The following is a 15,147-nucleotide window of genomic DNA, read 5'->3' on the forward strand; positions in this document are numbered from 1 at the left end:
GTGGCCATCGAATACCGCGAGTGGCGCGAGAGCGATGACCTGGCGCTGCTGGAGATCTGGGGCGGGCCCGAGACTGACCAAGCCCGCCAGTTCCGCGGCACCCTGGCCCCCTCCGGCAACGCGCCGTGGCGCCGCTGCATCGTCGCCGAGGACGTCGTCGACGGCGTCGCCATCCCGGTGGCGGCCGGCGCAGTCCACGAAGCGTCGCTGCACCCGGAGCGGCTCTGGGTATACGTCGAGGTGGCCCGCGACCACCGCCGGTCCGGCATCGGCTCGACCCTGCTGGCGATGCTCCGGCACGAGGCGGAACGTTCGCCCTCGGGCGTGACCCGGCTGCGGACCAAAGTGGAGCCGGGCACTCCCGGGGCCGCGTTCGCCGAAGCGGCCGGCCTGGCCCCGATCCAGCGTTCGCGCCTGGTGGTCGTCGAGCCCGGGGCGCTGAAGCTCCCGGTCTTCGGCGACGGTTCCGAGGCCGCGGCGACCGAACAGGTCGAGGACCTGGCCACCGGGTCGGTGGAGCTGAGCGGCGTCGTGGGCCGGTACTACACCGCCGTGCACGACTGGGACAGCCCCGGCGAGCTCAGCATCGCCACGGTGCAGCGGCTCTTCCTGGACGAGCTCAGCGGCGCGCGCGGCGCGATCGTGCTGCGCGCGCCCAAGGCCAGTGCCTTCGGCGCGGGCGTGCCGGCCAGCAAGAAGGGCCGTCTCCAGGCCTTCGCCGTCAGCTACGCCCAGGGCGGGCCGGAACTTGGCGCCGAGGACGGCCATGCCCCGGCAGCCGGTGAGCCGTCCGAGGTGTTCCTCGGCCACGACCCGGACCTGCCGGCGGACGAAGCCCGGGCAGCGGTCCGGGACCTGCTGGCGCTGATTGCGTACCAGTACCCGGTGCTGCTGGAACTGGATGATTCGATGACCGCGCTGCGCGCCGTCGTCGAGCCGCTGTTGGAAGCCGGCACCGCACGCCAGGCTGGCGCGGACACCCTGATCGTCTCGGACCCCGTCTAGGACTCCAAACGCAACTGACCCGCACCCGTTGTCATAATGACAACGGCTGCGGGTCAGTCGTGGTTTAACCGGTGGCTAGGGCATCACCGGCGGGACGAACTCAAAGGTCTCGCCGAGGAGCCAGACCAGCAGCAGCACCACCGGCAGGTGGAACACGAACTGCAGGAAGGTGAAACCGACCAGGTCCCGGGCGCGCAGCTTCAGCACCGCCAGCAGCGGCAGCATGAAGAACGGGTTGATCAGGTTCGGCAGTGCCTCGGCGATGTTGTAGATCTGCACCGTCCAGCCCAGGTTCATCTGCACGTCGGTCGCGGACTGCATCACGTACGGCGCCTCGACCAGCCACTTTCCGCCGCCGGAGGGGACCAGCAGGCCCAGTACCGCGGTGTACAGCGCAATGACGACGGCGAATCCGCCGCCGCTGCCGATCTGCGAGAAGAATTCGGCCAGGTGCGCGGAGATGGTCATGCCGCCGTGGCCGGTGGCCTTGGTCAGGATCGCGGCCATCGCGGCGTACAGGGGGAACTGCACCAGGATGCCGGCGGTGGCCGGGACGGCCTTGGTGACAGCCTGCAGGAAGTTCCGCGGGGTGCCGTGCAGCACCAGGCCCAGGATGAGGAAGACCAGCAGGTAGCCGTTGAGGCTGCTGACCACGGTCAGGAACGGCTTGGTCAGGAACTGCGAGACGAGCCAGCCGAGGGTCAGGATTCCGGCCAGGACCGGCAGGATCCTGCTGTATTCGAGCCATTCGCCGGGGCGGGACCGCGGTGCGGGCTCGCTGGGTTCGTCGTCGAGGTCGACGCCGAGGTCTTCGGCGGTGCGGATTGCGCCGCCCTGCGGGGCGGAGAAGTGCGCGATCACCGTGGTCAGCAGCATCAGGATGGCCAGGGTCAGCAGTGACTGCCAGGTGAAGATCGTGGTGCCGAAGTCCAGGATGCCGGTGATCTTCAGCAGCGCCGGCGGCAGGGAGGCCGCCGTGGCCTGCAGCTGGGCGGCCGAGGAGGACAGGCCGAGGGCCCAGACGGCCCCGAGGCCCATAAACGCGGCCGCGCCAAGGGCCCGGTAATCCACGGTCAGGTCCTTGCGCCGGGCGATGGCCCGGGCGAGCAGACCGCCGAAGATCAGGCTCAGGCCCCAGTTCAGGAAGGAGACGGACATGGACATCAGGGCCACGAAGCTGACCGCGGTCCGGGCGGTGGCGGGCACCAGGGCCAGCCGGTTGATCAGGCGGGCCACCGGCGGGGACGTTGCCACCACGTAGCCGGTGAGGACCACCATGGCCATCTGCAGGGTGAAAGCGGTCAGGTCCCAGAAGCCGTTGCCGAAGGAGTCGGCGATGGACTGCGGCGAGGCGCCGATCGCCAGGGCGGCCAGGGCGATGATGATCACCCCGGCGAGGGCAAAAATGTAGGCGTCGGGGAACCATTTTTCGGTCCACGCCGCCATCCGCTGGGCTATCCGGGCGAGACCGCGTTCTTCGACGATGCCGCTTTTGGTCAGGACTGTGTTCGACACAGAGGGGTACCTCTTCGTTGAGTGTGATTTTGTACCCGATGGAGTTTAGTCAAGTCGGTGGGGTGAACCGGGCTTATCGGCGCCGGCTGCGGGCGCGCCGCAGTCCTTCGGCTTCGTCCAGCCGCTGCCGTTCTTCCTCCGTGGGCGCGCTGCCGCCCAGCTCCGCCGGCATCCACCACGCTCCCGGTCCGGGCTGGAGCGGGAAGTCGGCGATGCCGGCGTCGATCCCGCGCTGCAGGGCCGCCCGCAGCGCGTCGGTCGCCGCCGCTACGTCCGACTCCGGCGCCGGGTGGAACGGTTCGCCGACGTGCACGCGCACCGGCGCGCGCCAGGCGCGGCGCGGCGAGAAGCCATGGTGCCGGGTCATGATCCGGTGCGCGCCCCAGACCGAGACCGGGATCAGCGGAACCCCCGCCTCGGCTGCCATCCGCACCGCGCCGGTCCGGCACTCGCGGACCCGGAAGCTGCGGCTCACCCCGGCTTCGGGAAGGATTGCGATGTACTCACCCGCCCGCAGCTTCCGCACGGCCTCGTCGTAGGCGTGGGCGCCGGAGTCGTAGCCGACGACGACGTGCCCGGCGGCACTGACGGCCGGCCCGGCGAACCAGTGGTCGGCCGCGCCCTGGGTGATCAGGAAGCGCATCTGCGCCCGGTTGTGCCACCAGAGCAGCAGCTCGGCCGCGGCGAAGTCAAGGTAGCCGAAGTGCGTGATCGCCACGACGGCGCCCGTCCCGGGCACGGGCCGCCTTGACGGGGCCGGCCGCGGGACGCGCCCGGGTGAGCCCGCGGAGCCCGGGGAAGCCTCAGGGCGGGGCAGTTCCGTCTGAGTGCCGGGCAGGTGCTGGGCGCCGGTGACGATGATCCGGATCCCGAACAGCCGGCGCAGCAGCTCGCCGGTCCGGACGATGGTGCGGTAGAAGCGGTCGCTGGGACCGGGACGCCAGCTCACGGGCGGTCCCGGCTCAGCGGCCGGCCCTCCGCCGGGGCGGCCAGGGCAGGAAACCGGAGGTCGATTCGACGTATTCCCTGTAGCCGGGCCGGGCGGACATGGCCTTCTCGGTGAGGGGTTTGCCGGTCTTTCCGGCCAGCGTCCAGATCATCAGGGCTGGGGAGAGGACGGTGAGAACGCCGGGCCAGGAGTCCGCGGCGACCAGGAACAGCCCGGCCCACACGGCGGCGTCGCCGAAGTAGTTGGGGTGCCGGGTATAGCGCCAGAGCCCGGTGTCCAGCACGGTTCCGCGCCGAGCCGGGTCCGCCTTGAACTGTGCCAACTGCCAGTCGCCCACGGTTTCGAAGACGAAGCCGACGATCCAAAGCAGGACTCCCAGCAGCGCCAGCCAGCCCAGGGGGCCGGTGCTGAACATGCCGACCTGGAGGGTGAGCGAGACGAAGAACATCACGAGGCCCTGGGGCAGGTACACCCGGCGCAGGGCGTAGGTGTTCCGGGAGCCGGGGGCCGAGGACAGCATGTCCACGTAGCGGGGATCCTCGTGGCCGCCGCGGGCCCGGACGCCGATGTGGACGGCCAGCCGCACGCCCCAGACCGCCACCAGGGCCAACAGCAGCAGCCGGCGTCCGGCGTCGCCGTGGCCTGCGGACAACAGCCAGGAGACCCCGGCGGCCACGACGAAGCCCAGGCCCCAGACCGTGTCGATGACCGAGTGGCGGCTTTGCCGCACGGCGACCGCGAACGTCACGGCCAGCAGGAGCGCGAGGGCCAGGGCCGCCCAGGGCAGGCTGGCCAGGAAGGCCGCCAGTGGGAAGGCCGGCATCAGAGCACCACCGGCAGGCCGGCGGCCGCGGGGAGGACCTGCCTGAGTTCCCCGGCGCCGGCCGGCTCGGTGCCGGCGCGGCTGCCAAAGGCGTCGAGGATGAAGCCGTTGGCCAGCGAGTTCCAAAGCCGAACCCGGCGGAACATGAAGTGGCCTGCGCCCTGAAGGGACACGTAGTCGATCGACGCGGCCACCTGCTGTGCCCGTTTCGCGTACGCCAGGGAGTTGCGGGGGCTGGTCCACCGGTCCTCAGTGCCGTGCACGATCAGCACCCGCCGCCCTGCGACGCGGTCCACGGGGGTAGTCCCGTCCAGCCAGGGCGCGAGAGCGACGACGGCGTCCACCTGCGGGTGGTCGGCGACGCACAGCGCCGTCAGGCCGCCCATGGAATGGCCGAGCAGGTAAACCGGAACGCCCGGATGCTCGAGGCTGATCTGCTCAAGCGCCCAGCGGGCGTCCTGGACCGGCGACATGTCCGGACCGTTCCAGCCCCGGTACCGGTTGCGGAGGGTCCAGACGGCCAGGCCGTGCGGGCCGCCCCGGCCGCGCAGGGCCTGCGCGAAGGGCAACATCCTGGCCGGGCTCAGATGCCGGGCACGGACGGCGTCGAAGCTCGCGGCACGCCCGCCGTGCAGCACCAGGGCAACACCGCGGGTTTCCCCGGCCGCGTCGGCGATGCTCAGCGTCGCCCGGGCCGTCGTGCCGGAAGCGCCCGCTGCGGCCTCCCGGTCATCTGTCTTGCGTCTGGCCACGTTGGTGTCCTCCACATCTTTTGTCCCTCAGTGTCCAACCCTAAAGCGCGTTCCGGAGTTCCCGGCAGGCTTCCGGCGCTGGTCTTCCACCTCTCCCGCAGGACGTTCGGAGCAGCGGCGGCGCGGGATGGGCCGCCCGTCCCCGGGACCCCTTGACGGCTCCGGAGCGGAGGAGTAGGCCTGTGCTCGTAAACCCCCGGGCGTTCTGCCGGCTGGGAGCACAAATCACCGTCCGGGTCGGAAACCACGACGAAATCGACGGTACAGAAAATGAATGGAACCGACTTCGATGGCCTGCGCGGGCAGGTCCGAGGGCACGTCATCACGTCCGGTGACGCGGATTACGACGCTGCCCGGGCCGTGCAAAACGGCTTGATCGACAAGCGGCCGGCAGCGGTGGTCCAGGTGTCCCAGGTCGCCGACGTGATCGCCGGCGTCAACTTCGCGCGGGAGCATGGCCTGGCGCTGGCGGTCCGCGGCGGGGGACACAGCGGTCCGGGTTTTGGCACGGCGGATGACGCACTGGTGATCGACTTCGCCCACACGCGGGGCGTACGGGTCGACCCGGCCGGCAGAACGGCCCGGACAGAGGCCGGGGCGACGTGGGCCGACTTCAACCACGCCACGCACGCCTTCGGGCTCGCCACCACCGGCGGCGTCGTCGGCTCGACCGGTGTCTCGGGCCTGACCCTCGGCGGCGGCATCGGCTACCTCGACCGAAAGTACGGGCTTAGCTGCGACAACCTCCTTTCGGCCGACGTTGTCACCGCAGACGGGAGGTTCCTCACTGCCAGTGAGCACGAGCATGAGGACCTCTTCTGGGCACTGCGGGGCGGCGGGGGCAACTTCGGCGTCGTCACCTCGCTGGAATTCCGGCTGCATCCCGTGGACACGGTCCACGCAGGCATCGTCATCTACCCGGGGGACCACGCCGAGACCGTCGCCAAGTTCTACCGCGGGCAGCTGGCGGATGCCCCCGAGGAGTTCGGCGCTTTCCTCGCCTTCCACCAGGGACCGCCGGTTCCGTTCCTGCCCGAGGAGTTCCACGGCAAGCCGGTCTGCATTGTGGTCGGGATGTGGACCGGAGACCCGGCCGAGGGGCCGTCCCGCTGGCAGCCCTTCCTCGACGCGGCCCCGGTAGCCGGCTCCATGGTGGGCCCGATGCCTTACCCGGCCCTGAACTCGGCTTTCGACGGCATGTATCCCAAAGGCCTGCTGGCCTACTGGAAGGCGGCCTTCCTCTCCGAGCTCAACGACGGGGCCATCGATGCCCACCTCGAGTACGGGCGGCGCGTTCCCAGCGTGCAGACCGCGGTGCACATCTATCCGATCGACGGCGCCGTGCACCGGGTGGGCTCGGGGGACACGGCGTTCCCCAACCGGAACGCCAGCTTCTCCCCGGTCATCGCCTGCCACTGGGTGGATCCGGCGGACACGGCGGCAAACATCGCCTGGGTGCGGGAATACGCCGCGGCGCTCCAGCCCTATTCCGAGTCCGCCGGCTACATCAATTTCATGGACGGTGACGACCTGGACAAGGTAGCGGAGAACTACGGCCCCAATTACGCACGGCTGAGGGACGTCAAAACGAAGTACGATCCGCAGAACCTCTTCCACATCAACCAGAACATAGTGCCCGCCTAGCTGTCCTGCCTCACCCCGGGCGTCCCGACCCCGTAGAGTTTTCGGCATGAGGTTGAACTGCTGATGGGCGCCGGACATTCACACACCGGACACGGAGGCATCGACCCGACGCCCCGGGCGCTCGCCGCCCGCAGGAAGGCCAACTGGATCCTCGCCGCCGTCCTGGTCCCGCTGACGCTGCTGACCGTGGTGGCCATGGTCCTGCTGTGGCCCTCCGGCAGCAAGGACGGCCTCAAACTCTCCAGCCCGTACGCCGCCGCCCCGGGCGTCAGCTTCGACACCGGAACGATCCAGCGCGTCGTCGTCGGGCCTTGCATGGATGGTGCCGCCCAGGCGGACGGCCAGGCGGCGCCCGCGCCGGAGCAAGCACCGCAGGCCGGGCAGGCACCCCCGGCGCCCGGCGCCGGGCAGGGCTCGCAGTGCACCTTCGCCTACACCGACCCGGACAAGGGCGGCAACCCGGTCAAGGTGGTGATCAACCCCGACGTCGCCAAGTCCCACGGTGTCAAGGCCGGCGACGGGATCCGCTACCTGAACCTGTCCCAGACCCAGGGTGCCGCCGCGCAGGGAACCCCCTCCTACGTTTTTGTCGATTTCGTCCGGACCCTGCCGATCATCCTGCTCGCCGTCCTCTACGCCGTCGTCGTGATCGCGGTGGCGCGCTGGCGCGGGCTGCGCGCCCTCATCGGCCTGCTGGGCGCCTACGCCGTGCTGGTCTCCTTCATGCTCCCGGGGCTGGTCGAAGGCAAGCCGCCGCTGCTGCTGGCGCTGGTCGGGTCGACCGTGATCATGATCGGCGTGCTGTACTTCGCCCACGGTTTCACCGCCCGGACCTCGACGGCGCTGCTGGGCACCATGTTCGGCCTGGGCATCACCGCCGTCCTGGCCGCCTGGGCCACCGACGCAGCGAACCTCGCCGGCGTCGGCAGCCACGATGCCGCCACACTGGCGAACGTCTCGGACCACATCTCGATCTCCGGCATCATCCTCTGCGGGCTGATCATCTCCGGACTCGGGGTGCTCAACGACGTGACCATCACCCAGTCCTCCGCCGTCTGGGAGCTGTGGGAACTCGCGCCCGGCACCTCCAGGCGGAAGCTGTTCGCCTCGGCCATGCGGATCGGCCGGGACCACATCGCGTCCACCGTCTACACCATCGCCTTCGCCTACGCCGGAGCTGCGCTGCCCGTCCTCATCATTGTGATGCTGTACGAACGCCCGCTCGGCGACGCACTGACCAGCGCCGAACTCTCCGAGGAAGTCATCCGCACCCTCGTCGGGTCGATCGGCCTGGTCCTGGCCATCCCGGTGACGACGCTGATCGCGGTGCTGGTCGTCAAGGCCACCGGGCTGCGCGGCGCGGCGCTGCCCGCGGACGACGGCGGGTCCGTGCACGACGGCGCGGCAGCCGATCACGCGTCCGACGGCGGCACCGGCGCGGCGCCCGACGGCGACGGATCCGGTCCGGCACCTGAAAGCCGGCGCGGCCGGCGGGCCGAACTGCGCCGCTGACCCCGGTTCCGCCGGTGGATCGGACGGCAGGCAGCCCCGATTTCCACATAGCGCACCGGGCGCCGGGCCGATTTGCCCGGCTTTGAGACAATGGTCGGGTGACTGTTGTAGCAACCCCTCCCGCCCCCAAGCTGGAACTGCCGCCCCTGAAGCTGGGCCCCATCACGGTGGACACCCCGGTGATCCTGGCCCCGATGGCAGGCATCACCAACTCCGCGTTCCGCCGCCTCTGCCGCGAATACGGCGGCGGCCTGTACGTGGCGGAGATGGTCACCTCGCGCGCGCTCGTGGAGCGCACCCCCGAATCCCTGCGGATCATTTCGCATGACGACGATGAAAAAGTCCGTTCGGTCCAGCTGTACGGCGTCGACCCGGTCACGGTCGGACAGGCGGTCCGGATGCTGGTCGAGGAGGACCGCGCGGACCACATCGACCTCAACTTCGGCTGCCCGGTGCCCAAGGTCACCCGGCGCGGCGGCGGTTCGGCGCTTCCCTGGAAGACCGACCTCTTCACCTCGATCGTCCAGACCGCCGTGAAGGAAGCATCCAAGGGCAACATCCCGCTGACCATCAAGATGCGCAAGGGCATCGATGATGACCACCTGACCTACCTCGACGCAGGACGGATCGCCCGCGATTCCGGCGTCGCCGCCGTCGCCCTGCACGGCCGCACCGCCGCGCAGTTCTACTCCGGCAAAGCGGACTGGTCCGCCATCGCCCGGCTGCGGGAAGCCCTGCCGGACATTCCGGTGCTTGGCAACGGAGACATCTGGTCTGCCGAGGACGCGGTGCGCATGGTCCGCGAAACCGGCGTCGACGGCGTCGTGGTGGGCCGCGGCTGCCAGGGCCGGCCGTGGCTCTTCGGGGATCTGATGGCAGCCTTCGAAGGCAGCGACGCCCGCCACACCCCGGCCCTGCGCCAGGTCGCCGAGAGCATCTACCGCCACGCGGAGCTCATGGTGGAGACCTTCGGCGACGAGGGCAAGGCGCTGCGGGAGATCCGCAAGCACATGGCCTGGTACCTCAAGGGATACGTCGTCGGCAGCGACCTGCGCCACCGGCTGGCACTCGTGACGAGCCTGGAAGTCCTTCGCGCCACGCTGGATGAACTCGACCTCGACTCGCCCTACCCGGGCGCCGACGCCGAAGGCCCGCGCGGCCGCGCAGGCTCGCCCAAGAAACCGGCCCTGCCCAAGGACTGGCTGCTGAACCGCAACCTCGACGCCGAGCAGTCCCGGGACATCTCCTTCGCCGAACTGGACGTCTCCGGTGGCTGAGGCCCGGACCGCGGCGGCCGTCGTCGGCGGCTACGTGGAGCGCGACTGTGCCCGCTGGGTCGAGGAGCCGCCCAAGAGCACCTACCGTTCCGACTTCGAACGTGACCGGGCGCGGGTCCTGCATTCCTCCGCGCTGCGCCGGCTCGGCGCCAAGACCCAGGTGGTGGCCCCGGACACGGACGACTTTGTCCGGACCCGGCTGACGCACAGCCTTGAGGTGGCCCAGGTGGGCCGCGAACTTGGCCGCACCCTGGGCTGCGACCCCGACGTCGTCGACACCGCCTGCCTCAGCCACGACCTCGGCCATCCGCCGTTCGGCCACAACGGCGAGTCGGCGCTGAACGAGGTCGCCCACGCGATCGGCGGCTTCGAGGGCAACGCCCAGACCCTGCGCCTGCTGACCCGGCTCGAGCCCAAGGTCCTGGCCCCCGACGGCCGGCCCGCCGGCCTGAACCTCACCCGGGCCAGCCTCGATGCCGCCGCCAAGTACCCGTGGTCCGCCGAGGACGCCCCGGTGATCCACGGCCAGCGGACCAGCAAGTTCGGCGCTTACCAGGACGACCTGCCCATCTTCGAGTGGATCCGCGAGGGTGCCCCCGAGCGGCGGTCCTGCCTTGAGGCGCAGGTCATGGACCTCGCCGACGACATTTCCTACTCCGTGCACGACGTCGAGGATGCGATCGTCGCCGGACACTTCCAGCTCCGCTGGATGGACAACCCGGACCACCGCGCCCGGGTGGTCGGCTACGCCAAGCAGTGGTACCTGCCGCACCACGACGCGGCTGAGATCGACGCCGCCCTGGCCCGGCTGGAAGCGACCAGTGTCTGGGTGCGCGAGGCCGACGGCAGCCGCAAATCCATGGCGGCGCTGAAGGACATGACCAGCCAGTTGATCGGCCGGTTCTGCCACAGCGCGCTGGAGACCACCCGCGCCGTCTACGGCCCGGAAAACCTCACCCGGTACAACGCCGAACTCATCGTCCCGGAGGAGACTGTGATGGAAATCGCGGTGATGAAGGGCCTGGCCACCACCTTCGTGATGACCACCGAGCACCGGCAGCCCATTTACGAGCGCCAGCGCGAGGTACTGCACGCCCTGGTCACCGCGCTCAGCGCCACCGGGGACCGCCACCTCGAACCGATGTTCGCCGCTGACTGGCGCGCCGCGGCCGACGACGGAGCCCGGCTGCGCGTCGTGATCGACCAGGTGGCCTCGCTCACCGACGGCTCTGCGCTGGCCATGTACGAACGGCTCGTCGGCAGCCTGCCGTCGCTGTGGTGACCGGCACCATACGCCGCGGACCGGCGTCGTGCCCGGGGGCTAGGATGGCACCGTGGCCGGCCTGATCAAACGCGAAGACATCGACGAGGTGCGCCAGCGCACCGATATCAAGGAAGTCGTTGACGGGTACGTCACGCTCAAAGGTGCCGGGCTGGGGTCCTACAAGGGACTGTGCCCCTTCCACGACGAGCGCTCACCCTCGTTCACCGTGCGGCCGCAGGTGGGCCGTTACCACTGCTTCGGCTGCGGTGAGGACGGCGATGTCATTTCGTTTGTGCAGAAGCTGGACCACACCTCCTTCCACGAGGCGGTCGAAAAGCTGGCCGCCCGGATCGGCTACGAGCTGCGTTACGAGGACGGCGGTTCCGGGCCCAACCGCGAGGAGATCGGCCGTCGCCAGCGGCTGCTGGATGCCCACAAGATCGCGGACGAATTCTTCCGCGCACAGCTGCTCACTCCCGGCGCTGCCGAGGGGCGGAACTTCCTCCACGGGCGCGGCTTTGACCGTGCCGCCTCGGAACAGTTCGGCGTCGGTTACGCGCCGCAGGGCTGGGATTCGCTGCTCAAGCACCTGCGCGGCCGCGGCTTCACCGACGCGGAACTGAAGCTCACCGGCATGTTCTCCGAAGGCGGCCGGGGCATTTACGACCGGTTCCGCGGCCGGCTGATCTGGCCGATCCGCGACATCGCCGGCGACACCATCGGCTTTGGCGCCCGCAAACTCTACGAGGACGACCAGGGCCCCAAGTACCTGAACACCCCGGAGACGGCGCTCTACAAGAAGTCCCAGGTCCTCTACGGGATCGACCTGGCCAAGCGCAGCATCGCCAAGGAACGCCAGCTGGTGGTCGTGGAAGGCTACACCGACGTGATGGCCTGCCACCTCGCCGGGATCCCGACGGCGGTCGCCACCTGCGGCACGGCGTTCGGCTCCGAGCACATCAAGATCGCCCGCCGGCTGCTCTCGGACGACGGCAGCGGGGGAGAGGTCATCTTCACCTTTGACGGCGACGCCGCCGGACAGAAGGCCGCGCTGCGCGCGTTTGAGGAAGACCAGCGGTTCGTCGCCCAGACCTACGTTGCCGTCGAGCCCGGCGGCGCGGACCCCTGCGAACTGCGCCAGGCCAAGGGCGATGACGCGGTGCGGGATTTGATCGGCTCGCGCCGTCCGCTGTTTGAGTTCGCCATCCGCGCCACCCTGCGCCGCCATAACCTGGACACCGTCGAGGGCCGGATCGCGGCCCTGCGCGAGTCGGCTCCGGTGGTGGCCCAGATCCGCGACGCCGGCATCCGCCCGGCCTACGCCCGTGAACTGGCCGGCTGGCTGGGCATGCCGGTGGAGGATGTCAGCCGGGCCGTCGGTGCCGCCGCCAAGCGCCAGGGCCCGGGTGCCCCGGGCGGCAGCGGCCCGGGCCACGGCAACAACCAGGGCCACGCTCCGGACCGCGGCTACGGCCAGGGCTCCGGCCAGCACCAGGGCCGCCCGGCGCCCGCCGGTTACGGCTCCGGGCCGGGGGTGGCACCCCTGCCGGCGGCGCTGCCGTTCAACCGTCCGGACCCCCGCGATCCGGTGGCCACCATGGAACGTCAGGCGTTGGAAGTGGTCCTGCAGGAGCCGGCGCTCCTGGAGGGAGCCACCTGGGAACGGTTCTCGGAGGCGAGGTTCTCCACCCCGGCCTACCTGGCCGTCCACGAGGCGATCCGCGCCACCGGACTGGCCCACACCGGCGACCCCGTGCGCTGGGTGGAGCAGCTGCTGCAGGAAGTCCCGGAGCCGCTCCGGCCCCTGGTGTCCGAGCTGGCGGTCGTCCCGCTGCCCGCCAGCACCCCCGAGGCGGTCCAGCGCTACTGCCGCGACATCCTGGCCCGCCTGTTCGAGCTGCAGATCACGCGCGTGAAGGCGGACAAGATGGGCCAGCTGCAGCGGCTGGACGCCTCGGCGCAACCCGAGGAGTTCCAGCGCCTGAACCGGGAGCTGATGGAGCTGGAAATGCAGCGCCGGGCGCTCCGCATGGACGCCTGAGCCGGCGTCGGCACCGGTCCCGCCGGGCAGCCGGGGCAGCCAATTTCGCTTACCGGCGCGGTGTTTGCTAGGCTTATATCCGCTTCATTCCTCCTTAGCTCAATTGGCAGAGCATTCGACTGTTAATCGAAGGGTTGCTGGTTCAAGTCCAGCAGGAGGAGCGCACAGTCCCCGTTCCGGGTCACCGGAACGGGGACTTTTTGTATACCCAGGGAGGGTATCCCGGCGGTGCCCGAGGGGCAACGGTCCGCCGATTTCCTTCGGGCGAAAACCTTTGCTAATGTCATACCTGCTTCATTCCTCCTTAGCTCAATTGGCAGAGCATTCGACTGTTAATCGAAGGGTTGCTGGTTCAAGTCCAGCAGGAGGAGCCCTCGGGCCCCGCATCCGGCGAACAGCCGGCAGCGGGGCCTTTTTGTTGCCTGCTAGACGAAGAACATCTCCACCTGCAGGAAGCGTTCCGCCTCCGCCACGGCCGCCTGGAACGCCTCATCCTCGGTGGGGGACTGCCGGGGCTCGCGGGGGTGCCACTCGTGCCCGGAGGAGTGGACCCGGGTAAACCCGCCGCGCGGCGGGGCGTAGAAGATGCCGAACCGCTGCACGGGCCACTCGGGGGAGGTCTCCGGGGCCACGAGCAGCGCCGAGTCGTAGGCGGGGTTGTACCACTGGGCGATCGGTCGGCGCCGGTCCTCGGTGAACAGCCCGGCCGCGTACAGGGCCGCCGACTGGGGGCTGGTCTGCGAGCACAGCCGGTCCCACCACAGAGGCAGGATGCCGTCGTCGCACCGCTGCCACGTGGCCGGAAGGGGAGGAGGGTCCTGCCACTCAGGCACAAACCAACTTTATCGCCCGGCGTCTGCCGCGAATAGGGCAGCGTGGCCCGGCCGAGTACCGCCGTCGACCGACTGCTGACGGACATGCCCATCCTTCGCGGCGTGGACTGGGCATGGCGGGTTATGCCCGGCGCTTGGAGTGGCTGAGGGGCATGTCCGTCCGTCGGGACCGGCCTAGTGGATCGACGGAACCGTTCGGGGCCGGACGATGAGCCAGAGGGCCGCAGCGGCGAGCAGGATGCAACCGGCCTGGACCGCGCCCATCGGCGTGGCGGAACCGAGGCCCAACCAGCCGACGACGGGGGAGATGATGCCCGCCGTCAGGAAGGTCGCCGCGCCCAGCAGCGAAGCGGCGGTGCCGGCCTGTGCACCGTGCTTGGCCAGGGCCAGGACCTGGACGCACGGGAAGGTGAACCCGGCCCCCAAGATGTAGAACCAGAGCGGAACCATGACGCCCCACAGTCCGAAGCCCAGCTGGTCGAAGACCACGATGAGCGCAGCCATCAGGAACATCCAGGCCGTCGAGCAGGCCAGGATCCACTGCGGCGGCACGCGCTTGATAAGCCGTGAGCTGGTCTGCACGCCGGCGACGATGCCCAGCGAGTTGACGCCGAACAGCATGCCGTACTGCTGCGGCGAGAACCCGAAGACATCCTGGAATAGGAAGGGGGACGCCGACAGGTAGGTGAACAGGCCGCCGAAGTTCAGGCCGCCCACCAGCAGCAGGCCCACGAAGACCCGGTCGCCGAAGAGGACGCCGTAGCGTTGCCGGGCCGTCAGGCCGGTGCGGCCCCGCAGCTCCCGGGGCAGGGTCTCGCGGACGACGAACACGGCGGCAATAATCACGCAGCTTCCGTAGCCGGCGAGGAAGAAGAAGATGCCCGGCCACGGCATCAGCAGCAGCAGCTGCGATCCGATCACCGGGGCCAGGATCGGTGCCAGGCCGTTGACCAGCGCCATCCGGGAGAACATCCGGACCATCGCATACCCGCTGAACAGGTCGCGCACCATCGCCATGGCCACCACGCCGCCGCCCGCGGCGCCAATGCCCATCAGCACCCGGAACAGGCCCAGTGTGCCGATATCGGTGGAGAGCGCGGCGCCCAGCGAGGCGCCGATGTGCAGCGCCGTGGCCAGGATCAGGGGAAGCCGCCGCCCGAATTTGTCACTCAGCGGCCCGACCACCAGCTGGCCCAGGGCGAACCCGACCGTGGTGCCGGTCAGCGTCAGCTGGACCGCGGCCTCGTTAACTCCGAGGCTCTCCTCGAGGGCCGGAAACGCCGGCAGGTACAGGTCCACGGTGAACGGGCCCAGGGCCGTCAACGCGCCGAGCATCAGGATGTACAGGAGCTTGCGACGGCGGCTGAGGGAATCCCCGGGATTGGTGGGTGTATGCACAGAGGTCAATCCTAGGCCCGCCCGCCGCCTGCGCCGCGCGGCCGGTCCCGCCTCCCGCAACCGTCCGGTCCCACCGGGCCCGGGACGCCGCCTGCGCCGCGCGGCCGGTCCCGGGACGCCCCGGGGGCCCTGAA

At 70.0% G+C, this 15,147-nt stretch carries 12 protein-coding genes and 2 tRNA genes; 8 read left to right on the plus strand and 6 right to left on the minus strand.

From position 1 onward, the window contains the following. Positions 1-1,005 carry a GNAT family N-acetyltransferase gene (locus ASG71_RS14250; RefSeq protein ID WP_056740431.1) on the plus strand — a complete coding sequence of 335 codons (1,005 nt, stop codon included), beginning with the start codon at positions 1-3 and terminating at the stop codon, positions 1,003-1,005. 75 nt (positions 1,006-1,080) lie between these two features. On the opposite strand, the gene ASG71_RS14255 is transcribed toward ASG71_RS14250, so the two are convergent. The 4 genes from ASG71_RS14255 to ASG71_RS14270 all read right to left on the minus strand — a co-directional run bounded on the left by ASG71_RS14255 (position 1,081) and on the right by ASG71_RS14270 (position 5,044). After that, entirely contained in the window at positions 1,081-2,520 is a 1,440-nt protein-coding gene (locus ASG71_RS14255) for a short-chain fatty acid transporter (protein ID WP_235564110.1), read from the minus strand. A 73-nt stretch (positions 2,521-2,593) separates the two neighbouring features. Further along, complete coding sequence (locus tag ASG71_RS14260) at positions 2,594-3,469, minus strand: lysophospholipid acyltransferase family protein (RefSeq protein ID WP_056740434.1); 876 nt, start codon at positions 3,467-3,469, stop codon at positions 2,594-2,596. A gap of 13 nt (positions 3,470-3,482) precedes the next feature. Further along, positions 3,483-4,292 carry a DUF1295 domain-containing protein gene (locus ASG71_RS14265; RefSeq protein WP_056740436.1) on the minus strand — a complete coding sequence of 270 codons (810 nt, stop codon included), beginning with the start codon at positions 4,290-4,292 and terminating at the stop codon, positions 3,483-3,485. Then, a complete protein-coding gene (locus ASG71_RS14270; protein ID WP_056740792.1) occupies positions 4,292-5,044 on the minus strand; it encodes an alpha/beta hydrolase in 753 nt (250 codons plus the stop codon). Before ASG71_RS14270 ends, ASG71_RS14265 begins: the two co-directional genes overlap by 1 nt. A gap of 270 nt (positions 5,045-5,314) precedes the next feature. Between ASG71_RS14270 and ASG71_RS14275 the strand changes: the two genes are divergently transcribed. The 7 genes from ASG71_RS14275 to ASG71_RS14305 all read left to right on the plus strand — a co-directional run bounded on the left by ASG71_RS14275 (position 5,315) and on the right by ASG71_RS14305 (position 13,153). Beyond that, positions 5,315-6,688 carry an FAD-binding oxidoreductase gene (locus ASG71_RS14275; protein ID WP_056740438.1) on the plus strand — a complete coding sequence of 458 codons (1,374 nt, stop codon included), beginning with the start codon at positions 5,315-5,317 and terminating at the stop codon, positions 6,686-6,688. 63 nt (positions 6,689-6,751) lie between these two features. Next, positions 6,752-8,200: a YibE/F family protein gene (locus ASG71_RS14280; protein ID WP_056740440.1), complete on the plus strand. Its 1,449-nt coding sequence runs from the start codon at positions 6,752-6,754 to the stop codon at positions 8,198-8,200. A 98-nt stretch (positions 8,201-8,298) separates the two neighbouring features. Next, complete coding sequence (gene dusB, locus ASG71_RS14285; protein ID WP_056740443.1) at positions 8,299-9,477, plus strand: tRNA dihydrouridine synthase DusB; 1,179 nt, start codon at positions 8,299-8,301, stop codon at positions 9,475-9,477. Beyond that, the gene (locus ASG71_RS14290) at positions 9,470-10,759 is read left to right on the plus strand and encodes a deoxyguanosinetriphosphate triphosphohydrolase (protein ID WP_056740446.1); all 1,290 of its coding nucleotides are present in this window, start codon (positions 9,470-9,472) and stop codon (positions 10,757-10,759) included. Before dusB ends, ASG71_RS14290 begins: the two co-directional genes overlap by 8 nt. 52 nt (positions 10,760-10,811) lie before the next feature. Then, positions 10,812-12,782, plus strand: a complete 1,971-nt coding sequence (gene dnaG, locus ASG71_RS14295; RefSeq protein ID WP_056740448.1) for a DNA primase — start codon at positions 10,812-10,814, stop codon at positions 12,780-12,782. 88 nt (positions 12,783-12,870) lie between these two features. After that, positions 12,871-12,943, plus strand: a tRNA-Asn gene (locus ASG71_RS14300). Between the two features lie 137 nt (positions 12,944-13,080). Then, positions 13,081-13,153, plus strand: a tRNA-Asn gene (locus ASG71_RS14305). A gap of 54 nt (positions 13,154-13,207) precedes the next feature. Here ASG71_RS14305 and ASG71_RS14310 read toward each other — a convergent pair. Together ASG71_RS14310 and ASG71_RS14315 are read right to left on the minus strand one after the other, a co-directional pair. Beyond that, complete coding sequence (locus tag ASG71_RS14310) at positions 13,208-13,615, minus strand: hypothetical protein (protein WP_056740450.1); 408 nt, start codon at positions 13,613-13,615, stop codon at positions 13,208-13,210. 174 nt (positions 13,616-13,789) lie between these two features. Then, positions 13,790-15,013: a multidrug effflux MFS transporter gene (locus tag ASG71_RS14315; protein WP_056740452.1), complete on the minus strand. Its 1,224-nt coding sequence runs from the start codon at positions 15,011-15,013 to the stop codon at positions 13,790-13,792. Positions 15,014-15,147 lie beyond the last annotated feature (134 nt).

The organism is Arthrobacter sp. Soil763 (assembly GCF_001428365.1).
Lineage (GTDB): Bacteria > Actinomycetota > Actinomycetes > Actinomycetales > Micrococcaceae > Arthrobacter.